At 63.4% G+C, this 12,737-nt stretch carries 11 protein-coding genes; 5 read left to right on the top strand and 6 right to left on the bottom strand.

Features of this window, described 5'->3' with window-relative positions; all coding sequences use genetic code 11:
• Positions 1-2: 2 nt before the first annotated feature.
• From BPNPMPFG_RS28680 to BPNPMPFG_RS28655, 6 genes are all read right to left on the bottom strand, one after another.
• A complete protein-coding gene (locus tag BPNPMPFG_RS28680) occupies positions 3-410 on the bottom strand; it encodes a hypothetical protein (RefSeq protein WP_258591933.1) in 408 nt (135 codons plus the stop codon).
• Position 411: 1 nt separating this feature from the next.
• Positions 412-2,085, bottom strand: a complete 1,674-nt coding sequence (locus tag BPNPMPFG_RS28675; RefSeq protein ID WP_258591932.1) for a GMC family oxidoreductase — start codon at positions 2,083-2,085, stop codon at positions 412-414.
• A gap of 36 nt (positions 2,086-2,121) precedes the next feature.
• Positions 2,122-3,069 carry an ABC transporter permease gene (locus BPNPMPFG_RS28670; RefSeq protein ID WP_258591931.1) on the bottom strand — a complete coding sequence of 316 codons (948 nt, stop codon included), beginning with the start codon at positions 3,067-3,069 and terminating at the stop codon, positions 2,122-2,124.
• Between the two features lie 23 nt (positions 3,070-3,092).
• On the bottom strand, positions 3,093-4,043 hold the full coding sequence (locus tag BPNPMPFG_RS28665; protein WP_258591930.1) for an ABC transporter permease: 951 nt from the start codon (positions 4,041-4,043) through the stop codon (positions 3,093-3,095).
• Positions 4,040-5,569: a sugar ABC transporter ATP-binding protein gene (locus tag BPNPMPFG_RS28660; protein ID WP_258591929.1), complete on the bottom strand. Its 1,530-nt coding sequence runs from the start codon at positions 5,567-5,569 to the stop codon at positions 4,040-4,042. Before BPNPMPFG_RS28660 ends, BPNPMPFG_RS28665 begins: the two co-directional genes overlap by 4 nt.
• 74 nt (positions 5,570-5,643) lie before the next feature.
• Complete coding sequence (locus BPNPMPFG_RS28655) at positions 5,644-6,855, bottom strand: substrate-binding domain-containing protein (protein WP_258591928.1); 1,212 nt, start codon at positions 6,853-6,855, stop codon at positions 5,644-5,646.
• A gap of 313 nt (positions 6,856-7,168) precedes the next feature.
• Here BPNPMPFG_RS28655 and BPNPMPFG_RS28650 point away from each other — a divergent pair, with 313 nt between their 5' ends.
• The 5 genes from BPNPMPFG_RS28650 (at position 7,169) to BPNPMPFG_RS28630 (ending at position 12,650) form a co-directional block, all read left to right on the top strand.
• Positions 7,169-7,933 carry an electron transfer flavoprotein subunit beta/FixA family protein gene (locus BPNPMPFG_RS28650; RefSeq protein WP_258591927.1) on the top strand — a complete coding sequence of 255 codons (765 nt, stop codon included), beginning with the start codon at positions 7,169-7,171 and terminating at the stop codon, positions 7,931-7,933.
• Positions 7,934-7,936: 3 nt separating this feature from the next.
• Positions 7,937-8,905, top strand: a complete 969-nt coding sequence (locus BPNPMPFG_RS28645; protein WP_258591926.1) for an electron transfer flavoprotein subunit alpha/FixB family protein — start codon at positions 7,937-7,939, stop codon at positions 8,903-8,905.
• A gap of 1 nt (position 8,906) precedes the next feature.
• Positions 8,907-10,862, top strand: coding sequence for a (Fe-S)-binding protein (locus tag BPNPMPFG_RS28640; RefSeq protein WP_258591925.1), 1,956 nt, complete (start codon positions 8,907-8,909; stop codon positions 10,860-10,862).
• A gap of 67 nt (positions 10,863-10,929) precedes the next feature.
• Positions 10,930-11,853 (top strand): NAD(P)-dependent oxidoreductase, encoded by a 924-nt coding sequence (locus tag BPNPMPFG_RS28635; RefSeq protein WP_258591924.1) that lies wholly within the window; start codon positions 10,930-10,932, stop codon positions 11,851-11,853.
• A 2-nt stretch (positions 11,854-11,855) separates the two neighbouring features.
• A complete protein-coding gene (locus BPNPMPFG_RS28630) occupies positions 11,856-12,650 on the top strand; it encodes an N-acyl homoserine lactonase family protein (RefSeq protein WP_258591923.1) in 795 nt (264 codons plus the stop codon).
• Positions 12,651-12,737 lie beyond the last annotated feature (87 nt).

Here is a 12,737-nt window from a genome sequence, read left to right as displayed (position 1 = left end):
GATCAAAGGCCGGGAGTCGGCCGATATTTGCGGCCGCGCGCGATGACATGGCCGAGCGAGCCGTTGGTCAGGTAGATCTGTGTCGCCTTGGAATCGTAGGGGACGCTCTCCTGGCCGGGATAGCCGATCAGCTCACGCACGCGCGGGCTCATGTAGTAGGTGGCGATGGCGATGGTGGTGATCGCCGAGAAGGCTTCGCCATCCTCCTTGTTGAGCCTTTCGAGATGGGCTTCGGCACCGCTGGCCAGATCGGCCGCGGTGCCACGCGCAAAGCCTGGCTTCAGGTCGGTGCGAAAATCCAGGGACACCTCGACATCGGCCTGGCTGCAGACCTCACTGAACTTCGGCATCTTGCCGTGCGCGGGGATCAGGAAATCGGCGAGTGCAAGGAAGGCGTTCGTGTTCGACATGTCAGGCCACCTTCTGGTTGCGGCGCTCGGCGATCATGCGGCGCGTGTTGCGCAGCGCCACGGCCATGATGGTCGCCGTCGGGTTGGTCGCGCCCGATGTCGGGAAGGTCGACGCATCCATGACGTAGAGGTTCGGCACATCGTGACAGGCGCCCCATTGATCGACGACCGAGCGCTTTGGGTCGTCGCCCATGACCGTGGTGCCGATGAGATGCCAGCCGGATTCGCGCACCGGCGTCGAAACCAGCGTCTCGATGGCGCCGGCGGCGCGCACCGATTCCAGGCAGCGGTCGATGTTGAACTTCAGCAGCCGGTTGGAGTTCTCGTTGACCTTGTAGACGATCTGCGGCGCGGGCAACCCGTCGGAGTCCGTCAGATCCTTGGACAGGATCACCTGGTTGCTCTCCTCCGGAAGATCCTCGCCGACAATGCCCCAGATCAGCGAGTGGCCGAAGCGGCGCGCCACATTTTCATGCAGGTTGGCGCCCCAGAAATCCTGGAACCGGCCGCTTTCGGCGACATAGACCTTGGACCCGGTCGCTCCGGACACGCCGACCGGTCCGCCGGACGGCATGCAGTTCCATTTCGAACCGCGCACAAAGCCACGGCTTTCGTCGGTCTCGTAGAATTCCAGCGAATAGACCTGCTGGCCGAAGGGACCGCGCCAGGAATCCAGCGGATCCTGGTAAGAGGCGAGCACGCTCGCAAAGGGATGCATCATCAGCCGCTTGCCGACCATGCCCGAGGTGTTGGCAAGGCCGTCCGGATTCCTGGCTCCTCCCGACATCAGCAGCAGTCTGGGCGTGCCGACGCCATTGGCGCACAAGATGACCACCTTGGCGCGCTGGCGCCTCTCACGCCCGTTCGCGTCGATATAGACGACACCGGTCGCCAGCCCCTGCTCGTTGGTTTCGATCTCCTTGACACGAGCGCGGGTGACGAGCCGCGCGCCGGCCTTCAGGGCCAGCGGCCAGTGCGATCGGTCGGTCGTGGACTTCGCGCCCTCCGGACAGCCGGTCAGGCAGGTTCCGCGGCGAACACAAGGATTGAGTTCGCCGAACTTCTCCGACGGGATGGCGTTGCTGCCGGGCCACCAGTGCCAGCCCATCTTCTCCATGCCCAGCGCACCGCGCTGACCGACAGAGCCCATCGGCAGCGCCGGAAAGGGATAGGCGCCGCGCGGCGGATAGGCCGGATCGCCGGCAAGGCCGGAAACGCCCACTTCGCGTTCGATTTCGAGCTGGTAGGGCAGCAGGTCCTCATAGGTGAAGGGCCAGTCTTCGGCCACGCCATCCATCGACCGGACGCGGAAGTCGGACGGCAGGAAATGCATCCACTGCGCGCCGTAGAGCGTGGCGCTGCCGCCGACGCCGGCAAACATCAGCGGGTTGATGTCCGTCGTCGACGTGTCGACGGGATAGTCGTTCGGATTGTCGCGAACGTTGGGATTGGGATGCCAGAGCTTGGTGCTGACAAGCTCGTGCTCCGGACGCGCGCCGGTATAGTCGGCGTAGTCCGGCCATTCGCCCTGCTCGAGCACGACGACGGAAATGCCGGCGCGCGCCAGGTGCAGGGCGGCGACCGAGCCGGATGGGCCGGCCCCGACGATCACGACGTCCACTTCCTCGTCGCGCCTTGCCCGCGCACCGCGGCCCGTCAGAACTTCAACGGTCATTCTCTTCCTCCCTTGGGGTCCAGCGGCAGCATCTTGTCAGGCGAGCCGCGTGCGGTAAAACGCTGCCGCGCCGATGATAATGATGCCCTTGATGATGAGCTGCATCTCGATCGGAAATCCGAGCAGCAGCACGAGATTGTTGATCACCACCAGGACGGCCACGCCAAGCAGTACCGCGAAGATGTTGCCGCGCCCCCCGGTCAGCGCTACCCCGCCCATGACGGCGGCAACGATGGAGTCCAGTTCGTAGCCCTGTCCGACCCAGTTCGAAACGGTGCCGACATAGCCGAGCAGGAACAGCCCACCTATTCCCGCACAGACCGAGCAGATGACGTAGCAGAGGATGACCACGCGATCGGGCGCGACGCCGTTGAGGAACGCGGCCTTGGGGTTGCTCCCGACCATGAAGATCTCGCGGCCGAGGCGCGACCGGTGCAGCACGATGCCGAAGGCAATCGCCAGCACCGCCAGCGTCATCAGGTTGACGGGAACGCCAAGAATGCGCCCGGAGGCCAGAAAGCCCATGCCTGGCGGCAAGGTGCTGATCGGCGCCCCGCCTGTGTAAGCGAAGCGGACGCCCTGCAGGATGATCATCATCGCCAGCGTCGCCAGGAACGGACTGACATTGCGCTTGGCCACCAGCCATCCGTTCAGGAAGCCGACGATGGCCGAGAAGACGATCGCCGCCAGAAAGATCAGCGGAATGGCGTCGTTGGTGGTGGCCTTGAAGGCAGTTGCGAGCACGGCGACCGTGGCCATCAGGGACGCCACGGACAGGTCCAGTCCACGCACCAGGATCACGAATGTCTGGCCGATCACGACCATGCCAAGCGGCGCTGCGATGGTCAGCACATTGACGAGGTTGGCCGGCCGCAGGAAGGTCGGCGACGCCGCCGCAGCGACCGCCATCAGCACCGCCAGGAAGATTACCAGCCCATAACGTTCAAAGACGCTTGCGAGCGACATGCCCTGCGATCGTGGCATTGGAGTATCGAGGGGCGCCATCGTTATCTCCGCCTCGTGGTGTGAATGCCGACCGCGATGATGATGATGAGACCCTGGATCACCCATTGATAGTATGAGGAGACATTCACGAAATTCAGCAGGCTGTTGAGCATGGTGACGAGCAGCACGCCGAGGAAGGTGCCGAGCACGCCGCCCCTGCCGCCGGCCAGAATGGTGCCTCCGACCACGACCGGCGTCACCGACTGAAGCGTCAGCGCCGCGCCGATGCGCGGGTCGCCAACACCGGTTCGGGCGGTCAGGAAAATCGCGGCGATGCCGGCGCACAGGCCAGACAGCGCATAGGCAAGGACCACGATACGGTCGACGGGCAAGCCGTTCAACCTTGCCGCTTCCCGATCGCCGCCGACGAAATAGATGCTGCGTCCCGAGCGCGTGCGCTGCAGCCAAAGGCCGGCCAGGGCGAAAATGGCGACGAGGACGATGGCGCTGACCGGAATGCCGGCGACCTTGGCATAGGCGACATCGGCGAACGCACGCGGCACCGAACCGCCCGGTTCCTTGCGATACATCAGCGTGCCACCGAAGATGATCGAGGACATGCCGAGCGTCACGATCAGCGGGTGGACGCGCAAAACGACCGTCAGCAGGCCGCTGAGCGCACCGACCCCTGTTGCGGCCACAAGAGCCAGCGGCAGCGCGAGCCAGACCAGGTCCGGCCGCCATTCGAGGAAGTTCGCGAGGAACACCGTCAGCGCGCCCACCAGCGAGCCGATCGCCAGATCGATGCCGCCCATCAGCACGACGAAGGTCTGGCCAAGGCTGACCATACCCAGCACGATAAGCTGCTGGAACAAATTGCCGATGTTGCGCCAGGTGAGGAAGCGGTCGGACAGCAGGCCCCCGGCGACGGCCAGAACGACCAGCAGCAGCGCAACGATCACGTACGACAGCATCAGCCGGTTGCGGCGAATGTCCATGGCGATCGCGCTCATATGACCTCCTCCACGGTCGCTTTGTGACGGTCGATCGATCGTACCGCGAGATCCATGATTGCCTCCTCGCCGAGAGCGTCGCCTTCGACTTCGCCGACGACGCGTCCCTGGGCCATGACGAAGACCCTGTCGGACAGACCGACGATTTCGGGCAATTCGGAACTGATCATCAGCACGCCGACGCCCGAATCCGCCAGACGCCGGACGATGCGGTAGATCTCGACCTTGGCGCCAATATCGACGCCGCGCGTCGGCTCGTCGAGGATGAGCAGCCGGTTGGCGATCCTGGACCAGCGGCTGAACAGCACCTTCTGCTGATTGCCGCCCGACAGATTGCCGACCTTGACGTCGGCCGACGGCGTCGCCACCGAGAAGTCGCGGATCTGCCGCTCGGCCAGTGAACGCTCCCGCGACCGGTCGATCAGGCCGTGCCTGGTAATGCCCCGCAGGTCCGGCGCCATGATGTTGGCGGAAATCGGCAGGCCGAGAAACAGGCCCTCGTCCTTGCGGTTTTCGGTGAGAAAACCGAGGCCGCCGGCAATGGCGTCCTTCGGCATCTTCTTTGCGAACGGCTTGCCGTCGAATTCGATGGCACCACCTTCGACCGCGCGCGCACCGAATATGGCTTCCGCGACTTCCGTGCGCCCGGATCCGACCATGCCGGCCACGCCGACGATCTCCCCGGCCTTCACGCTCAGGCTGACGTCGCGCACGCGTGGGCCGGCCCGAAGGTTGCGGACAGTCAGGACATCAGGCCCATCCGCCGGCGCCGCGCGCCGCGCCGGATAGATCTGGCTGAGGCGGCGGCCGACCATCTTGGTGATCATCTCTTCGCGGGTGATCCCGCCCACCGGAGAGGTGCCGACGATCTGGCCGTCCTTCAGGATCGTCACCCGGTCGGCGATCTCGAAGATTTCCTCGAGCCGGTGGGAGACGTAGACGATGCCGACGCCCTCATTGCGCAGCCTGCGCATGTTCTCGAACAAAAGGTCGACCTCGTGGCCGGAAATCACGGCCGTCGGCTCGTCCAGGATGAGCAGGCGGACCTTGCCGACCAATGCCTTGGCGATCTCGACCATCTGCTGGTCGGCGAGCGGCAACTCGTCGATCTTGGCATGCGTGGGAATGCTGACCCCGAGCTGTGCCAGGATTTCCGCGGCACGGGCGTGGCGAGCACGATTCGAGATGAAGCCGAACCGCCCGCGCGGCTGTGCGTCGACAAGGATGTTCTCAGCCACCGACAGCTCGGGAAACAGCGCAAGTTCCTGGTGAATGACATGGATGCCGGCGGCGCGCGCCGCCTTTGGCGATTGCCAGGAGACGGGCTTGCCGAGATAGGTGATCGTGCCGGAATTCGGCCTCGCGGCCCCGCCCATGACGCGGATAAGGGTCGACTTGCCGGCACCGTTCTCGCCAAGAAGGGCATGGATCTCGCCCGGCCGCACGGCGAAATCGACCTTGTCCAGGGATTTGACTCCAGGATATTCCTTCTCGATCTGGCTGAGTTCAATCACAGAAATGGACATATCCTGAGCTCAAGAAATGCAGAAACACACCCGGGTGCGCGCCTGTGGACGCGCACCCGGTTGAGCTGGGAGGCTCACTTCGGATAGTCGGGATTGAACGTGCTGGGGTTGTATCCAGCCGGCAGCCCATTGCTGGGCGATAGATCACCCGGATCGTTCATGCTGACATGGTCGAGCAGATGCCGGTCGCCCTTGACGGACACCGTGTCGGCGCCGGGCGACGTGACCACCTGGAAACTGACCTCGACCTTGTCCGGCACCGAAATACCCTTGAGCACGTCGAGCGCGGTCTCGATGCCGGTGATGCCCATCGACGTCGGATAATCGATGCCGACCATCTTGATGTTGTGCTGGTTGGCCAGCTGATACATCCGCGCAACGTCGCCGCCGGTCATCGGCGGAATTTCGCCGTCCTTGTAGCCGGCATCGAGGAACGCTTCGATCGCGCCATAGCCCTGCAGCGCGCTGTCGGACAGCACGCCGTTGATGGCCTTGCCATGCTTCTGGATCAGCGCGGCCATCACCGATTTGCCGGTGGCCGGATTCCAGTCGCAATACTGCTTCTCCAGCACCTTGATGCCGGGGAACTTGGAGAACACCTCCTCGTTCGCCTTGATGCGGATTTCAGCCACGCTGGATCCGGCGATGCCCGGCAGCATGACGATGTTGCCCTTGCCGCCCAGCGTCTCGCACAGCCACTGCGCCTCGAGACGGCCCAGCGCCCAGTCGGATGCCGTGACGTAGGTGATGTAGTTGGCCGGCGTCTTCACCTTGCGATCGACCATGACGACGGGAATGCCCTGCTCCGTGGCGCGACCGACGACGGAATCGAGCGCGTCCTCGGTCGAGGCCGCGATGAGCAGGATGTCGACGCCCTGGCTGATCAGATCCTGGATATCCGCGATCTGCTTGGAGGGATCGTCGTTGGCGTCGGTGACGAGAAGATGGGCGATCTCGTCACGATGCTGGCCGGCTGACCAGAGGACACCGTGCTGGAAGGCGACGCGCCAGGCATTGGAAATCGACGCATTGGAAAAGCCGATCGTATAGGGACCCGCTTTCTTCCATTTCGACGTATCGACCATGGTGTTGGGGTTCGGGTTCCACATCCAGGTGCGCGGCATACCATAGTAGCCTGGCTTGGTTTCCGCTTCGGCCGCGGCGGCAGGGGTGGCCTGCGCAAACTGAAGGCCGGGGACGGCACCGATCGCCGCTACGGCTGCGGGCATGCTCCGGATGAAGCTCTTGCGGGATATCTTGTGATCTAGGATGCTCTTTATTGACATGGGTTCCTCCTCCTGAACGCTCGACAGAGCGCCTCCAAATCTCCTCAGAAATTTCCACGCTTGGAAAAGTATAGACAAAGTATAATTGCCAACACCTCAACCAAACGCGCGATTATTATCCTGAAACCCTCCAATTCAGGAAAATTCGATTGAACGCGATTTGACGCAAATTAGCAGTCGATTACCCGCAATCGTCAATCTGCCGTCTTGTAATAGCTGCTATTACCTTTTTGGCCATTGGGAGCAGGGAAGAATACGACTTATCTAGCAGCCGGTGCCGGCGCTTGAGGTGCGTTCCGTCGGAGGAGAGGCCGTGAATATTCTAGTTGTCTTGCGCATGATCCCGGATTCCGCGGGCGAGCTACAGCTTGCCGGGGACGGGCGAAGCATCGATCGGGAATGGCTGGATTTCCAGCTCAACGATTTCGACGATCATGCCCTCGAGGAAGCAATCCTGCTCAAGGAAGCCGGTGGCGCGAAGGTGACGGCGCTTGCCATTGGCGAAGGCGCCAACCGTGTCCTGCAAATGGCCGCGGCCCGCGGCGCCGACGAAGTCGTCGCGCTCCAATCCGAAGAGGACGCGATGATTTCCTCACGCGAGATCGCGGCGTCTGTCGCGGCGATGGCGCGAACGAAAGCCGCCGACCTGGTTCTGTGCGGCGTGCAATCGACAGAGGATGTCTTCGGCCAGCTCGCGCCCTATGTCGGCGCATTGCTCGACTGGCCGCATGTGTCGGGGACCAACCGCATCGTAGCGAACGGCGCCGTGCTTCGGGTCACGCAGGAACGCGGCGCGGGTGTTGCCGTCACCTATGAGCTGGCCACGCCGGCGGTGCTGGGTGTGCAGACCGCGTCGAAGGCGCCTCGCTACGTATCGGGCAGCAAACTTCGAGAAGCGTCCAAGACCCCGATAGGCCGCGCCGCGTCCGAAGCGTCCGGTTTCGGGCGATCCGCCGACATCATCAGATTGCGTCTGCCGGTCCAGGGCGGCTCCGGCGAGAATCTCGGCGGCAATGCGGAGACTGTCGCGGATCGCCTGATCACCATCCTGACAGCCAAAGGCCTGGCAAGGAAATAAGCCATGAAATTGATTGCCTGCACGGAAGGCCACTCCGGCAAGATCGAAGCCTTCTCGCTTGAAATGATCGCCGCGGCGCGTTCGCTCGCCCAGGCCGGCGACGAGGTCGTCGCCTTTTTCGCCGGCCGTGACGCGGAAGCCGCGTCCGCTTCGTTTGGCGAAGCCGACCGCCTGATCGCGGCCTGCACCAAAAAATCGGATGTCATCCCGGCTGAGACCTACGCACGGCTTCTGCGCGACATCATCGCGGTCGAGAGCCCTGGCCTCGTGCTGGTGCCCTATTCGGCGAACGGGCTGGATGTGGCAGCCGAAATCGCGGCGCGAACCGGCTGGCCGCTCATCTCCTATGTCAATGAAATCAAGCGGAACGGCGAAAGCCTGACGGTCGTCGCACAAATGTATGGCGGCAAGATCCTTGCCGAATGCGCTGTTCATCTGCCCGCCGTTCTGATGATCAATCCGGGTGCCTTCGCGGAGGCGGCACCTGGCACGATCGATGCCGCGAAGGTGCAGGCAATCGATGCCGAGCCCGTTCTTGCCAGCGGCAAGGTGAAGATGGTTGCCATCGACGTGCCTGACTATGCCGATGTCGATCTGACGACGGCCGAGAGGATCGTCTGCGTCGGCCGCGGCATCGGCGACGAGGCAAGCATCGATCTGGCGCGCGATCTGGCAACGATGCTGGGAGCGGAGATCGCCGGCAGCCGTCCTGTCGTCGACAATGGCTGGCTGCCAAAGCTGCGCCAGGTCGGCAAATCCGGCCAGAAGGTCAAGCCGAAGCTTTATCTGGCGCTCGGCGTGTCCGGTGCGCCAGAACATCTCGAAGGCATGTCGCAGGCCGACCTCATCATTGCCGTCAACACCGATCCGAAAGCGCCCATTTTCAATGTCGCGCATTATGGCGCGACCTGTGACCTGTTCGATCTCGTCGCCAATCTGAGCGACAGGCTGCAGGCCGGCTCAGGCCGTTGAGATGGCATCGACCCTTTCGCTCTGGATCCTGGTCATCGCAGCACTGGCCCTGACGGGCTGGCGCGCGCGCCGCTACGCCTTTTCCCTTGCGAAGGCGCCAGCGGCGGCCCGCTTCGACCAGCCGATGCGGCGTCTCGGCGGCGTCATGGTCGCCATCGGCCTGCACCGCAAGATGCTGCGCAAGCCGCTTTCGGGCGTGCTGCATGCAATCATCTTCCTCTCGTTCTTTGTGCTGTTCACCGCTACCATCGATGCCTTCGGCTCGCGGCTGTTCCCAGGGTTCTCGCTTGCCTTTGTCGGCGGCGAGACCTGGATCGCCTCGTTGCAGGATATCTTTTCGATGCTGATGCTGGTCGGCGTCGGACTGGCTGTCTATCAGCGCTATGTGCTGAGACCTGCCCGCTTCAAGGGTTCGAGCGGCAGTGATGCCGCAATCATCTACGTGCTGATCGTTCTGATCGTGGCGTCACTGCTTTTCGAGGCGGCGGCGCGCATCATGGGCGGGGCCGACGGCTCGTGGCGGCCGGTCGCTTCGCTGCTCGCTGGGCTGCTCGATCGTGCCGGCATGCCTGCGCATACAGCCGAAGAGCTGTTCTACTGGGTGCACATCGGCGCCATTCTGGCGTTCCTCGTCTACATCCCTGGTTCGAAGCACCGGCACATGTTTCTTGCCGCCCCCAACATCTACTTCCGCAGCCTCGAACCGCGCGGCCTCGCGCCCGCGGTTCCGCAAGCGCGCGAGGCTCCCGGCATCGACAGCCTGGCGCAGTTCGACTGGAAACAGCAGCTCGACCTTCTGTCATGCACCGAATGCGGTCGCTGCCAGGCGGTATGCCCCGCCTATGCGGCGGGCCTGCCGCTCAGTCCGAAAATGCTGATCACCGACATGCGCGACGCCCTTGCCGCGGGGCCGTCCGCTCTGCCACTGGTCGGCGGCGTGATCTCGCCGGAAACCCTGTGGGCCTGCACCACCTGCCGCGCCTGCATGGAAGCGTGCCCGGTCGAGATCGAGCACCTGCCCAAGATCATCGACATGCGCCGTCATCTGATCGACGAAGGGCGTGTCAGTCCCGGTCTCCAGGATGCGCTTTCCAACCTGACCCGGCTCGGCAATTCCATGGGCAAGCCTTCCAAGATGCGGGCCCGCTGGACCAGGGAGCTCGGCTTTCCGGTCAAGGACGCGCGCAGCGAGCCGGTCGACGTCCTTTGGTTCGTTGGCGACTATGCATCCTACGATCCGCGCGTTCAGGAGATCACCCGCAAGGTTGCCGAACTGCTGACCGCAGCCGGTGTCGACTTCGGCATTCTCTTCGATGCCGAGCGCAACAGCGGCAACGACGTGCGGCGCACCGGCGAAGAGGGCCTGTTCGAGACGTTGGCGCAGTCCAACATCGATGCGATCAAGGCGTGCAGTTTCAACCGGATCATGACCACCGATCCGCACAGCCTGAACGCGCTGAAGAACGACTATCGGCATTTCGGGGTGGCGTTCGAGGTGCTCCACTATACGGCGCTGCTGGCTGACCTCATCGCGGCAGGAAAGCTCGAGCTGCACGTCGCCGACGGCGCCAGGGTCACCTATCACGATCCCTGCTATCTCGGGCGCTACAATGGCGGCTTCGATGCGCCGCGCGCGCTGATCCGAGCTGCCGGCTACACGCTTCATGACATGCCGCGCTGCCGCGAGAATTCCTTCTGCTGCGGCGCCGGCGGCGGCCGCATCTGGCAGGGTGACGACGGCGTGACCGAGCGGCCAAGCGAGAACCGCATCCGTGAAGCGCTTGACCTGGGCGACGTGGCGTATTTCGTCGTCGCCTGCCCGAAGGACAAGGTGATGTACACCGCCGCGATCGATGCCCTCGGCGTGGCCGACACATTGAAGGTCGTGGATATAGCGGAACTTCTCGTGCCGCGCACAAGCCAGCCGCTCGAAATGCCCGCGGTGGAAACGACCTGACGGAATGCGATCCAAGAGATCGAGACAAGCACAATGGGCATAGGCCCCGACAGAGGAGAGAGCGATCATGTCGACCCTGAAAATCGGCTTTGTTGGCATCGGAAAAATGGGCACGCCGATGGCGACCCGTCTCATCAAGGCCGGCTACGACGTGACCGTCTACGACGTCGACACCAAGGCCGTGCTGGAGTTGACCAATGCGGGCGCCAAAGCCGCCGCCGGTGCGCGCGATGTTGCAGATATCGCGGAGATCGTCTTTGCCAGCCTGCCCAGCCCGCAGATCCTGGAAAAGGTCGTGCTTGGTGAAGGCGGCATCGCCGAAGGCAAAGCGGTTCGCATCTTCATCGACATATCCACCACCGGCCCGCGAACGGCCGCCAAGGTTGCCGAGGGCCTTTTAACCAAGAACATCGCCATGATCGACGCGCCCGTCAGCGGCGGGTTGAAGGGCGCGCGCAACGGCACGCTCGCCGTCATGGTGTCGGGGCCGAAAGCTGCCTTCGAAACGGCAAGGCCGGTGATCGAGAATTTCGGCCGGATATTCTTCATGGGCGAGGTTCAGGGCTCCGCCCAGACCATGAAGCTTGCCAACAATCTGCTTGCGGCGGCAGCACTTGCGATCTCCTCCGAAGCGGTGGTGATGGGCGTCAAGGCGGGCCTCGATCCCAAGGTGATGATCGACGTCATCAACGCCTCGAGCGGCCGCAACAGCGCCACCGAGGACAAGTTCCCGAAATCCGTCCTGCCGCGCACCTTCGATTTCGGTTTCGCGACAGGCCTGTCCTTCAAGGATGTGCGGCTGTGCGTGGACGAGGCGGAGGCGATGGGCGTGCCGATGGTGGTGGGCAGCGCCGTGCGCCAGTTGCTGAGCGTGACGAACCAGCTCTACGGGCCAGATTCCGATTTCACCTGTATGGTCAAGACGGTCGAGACATGGGCGCATGTGGAAGTCGGCTCGGCCAAGCCCGCTGATGTCGCCAAAGCGAGCTGACCATGGGTGACGCAGAACGCTATGAAATCCACGCGGTTCGCTACGGTCATTTCGAGCGCCGCTCTGGTGAGAATTTCCTGGGCGGGGATACGCATGATGTTCCGATGCCGCTCGACTACTTCGTCTGGGCGATCGTCGGGGAGAAGCGCACCTTCATCGTCGACACCGGCTTCGACAAGCCAACCGGCGACAAACGCGGACGCAGTGTCGTCAGGCCCGTCGATGACGGCCTGGCGGCAATCGGCATCAACCACGCGGATGTCAGCGACGTCATCATCTCCCACATGCATTACGATCATTGCGGGAACCATCACCTGTTCCCGAACGCGACCTTCCACCTGCAGGATGCCGAGATGGAATTCGCGACCGGCCGCTGCATGTGCCACCATGCCATGCGCCATCCATTCGAGGCCGAGGACGTCACCACCATGGTGCGGCGGCTTTATGCAGGGAAGGTCTGCTTTCATGATCCGGAGTCGCGGATCGCGCCCGGCATCACGCTCCACAAGGTCGGCGGCCACTCACGCGGGCTTCAGGTGGTCCGGGTGGAGACCGACAACGGCGCCGTGGTGATCGCGTCCGACGCGGCCCATTTCTACGCCAACATGGAGCGCGAAAAGCCCTTTCCGGTCTTCGACCGGCTGAGCGACGTGATCTTCGGGGTCGAGCGTATGAAACAGCTCGCCAGTTCGCCTGCGCATGTCGTGCCGGGGCATGATCCACTCGTCCTCAAGCGTTTTGCGCGCAGCCGTCAGGATGTCGCGGACATTGTAACCCTCACCCGTCCTTTGCCTTGACCGCGTGTATCGTTGTGGCAGCAGCTGCAGATTCGCCCTACGTTTGCGTGGATTGAAACCTCAAATTGACAAGGCGTGGAATAAGGA

The organism is Mesorhizobium sp. AR07 (assembly GCF_024746815.1).
In the GTDB taxonomy this organism is placed as follows: domain Bacteria; phylum Pseudomonadota; class Alphaproteobacteria; order Rhizobiales; family Rhizobiaceae; genus Mesorhizobium.
Note: the sequence above shows the minus strand (reverse complement) of the source record. Positions and strands in the feature narration are given on the sequence as shown.

What these genes read in the sequence shown, in the direction of transcription:
- BPNPMPFG_RS28645 (WP_258591926.1), top strand. Translation starts at nt 7,937, where the DNA reads ATGAAATTGATTGCCTGCACGGAAGGCCACTCCGGCAAGATCGAAGCC.
- BPNPMPFG_RS28640 (WP_258591925.1), top strand. Translation starts at nt 8,907, where the DNA reads ATGGCATCGACCCTTTCGCTCTGGATCCTGGTCATCGCAGCACTGGCC.
- BPNPMPFG_RS28655 (WP_258591928.1), bottom strand. Translation starts at nt 6,855, where the DNA reads ATGTCAATAAAGAGCATCCTAGATCACAAGATATCCCGCAAGAGCTTC.
- BPNPMPFG_RS28675 (WP_258591932.1), bottom strand. Translation starts at nt 2,085, where the DNA reads ATGACCGTTGAAGTTCTGACGGGCCGCGGTGCGCGGGCAAGGCGCGAC.
- BPNPMPFG_RS28670 (WP_258591931.1), bottom strand. Translation starts at nt 3,069, where the DNA reads ATGCCACGATCGCAGGGCATGTCGCTCGCAAGCGTCTTTGAACGTTAT.
- BPNPMPFG_RS28665 (WP_258591930.1), bottom strand. Translation starts at nt 4,043, where the DNA reads ATGAGCGCGATCGCCATGGACATTCGCCGCAACCGGCTGATGCTGTCG.
- BPNPMPFG_RS28680 (WP_258591933.1), bottom strand. Translation starts at nt 410, where the DNA reads ATGTCGAACACGAACGCCTTCCTTGCACTCGCCGATTTCCTGATCCCC.
- BPNPMPFG_RS28630 (WP_258591923.1), top strand. Translation starts at nt 11,856, where the DNA reads ATGGGTGACGCAGAACGCTATGAAATCCACGCGGTTCGCTACGGTCAT.
- BPNPMPFG_RS28635 (WP_258591924.1), top strand. Translation starts at nt 10,930, where the DNA reads ATGTCGACCCTGAAAATCGGCTTTGTTGGCATCGGAAAAATGGGCACG.
- BPNPMPFG_RS28660 (WP_258591929.1), bottom strand. Translation starts at nt 5,569, where the DNA reads ATGTCCATTTCTGTGATTGAACTCAGCCAGATCGAGAAGGAATATCCT.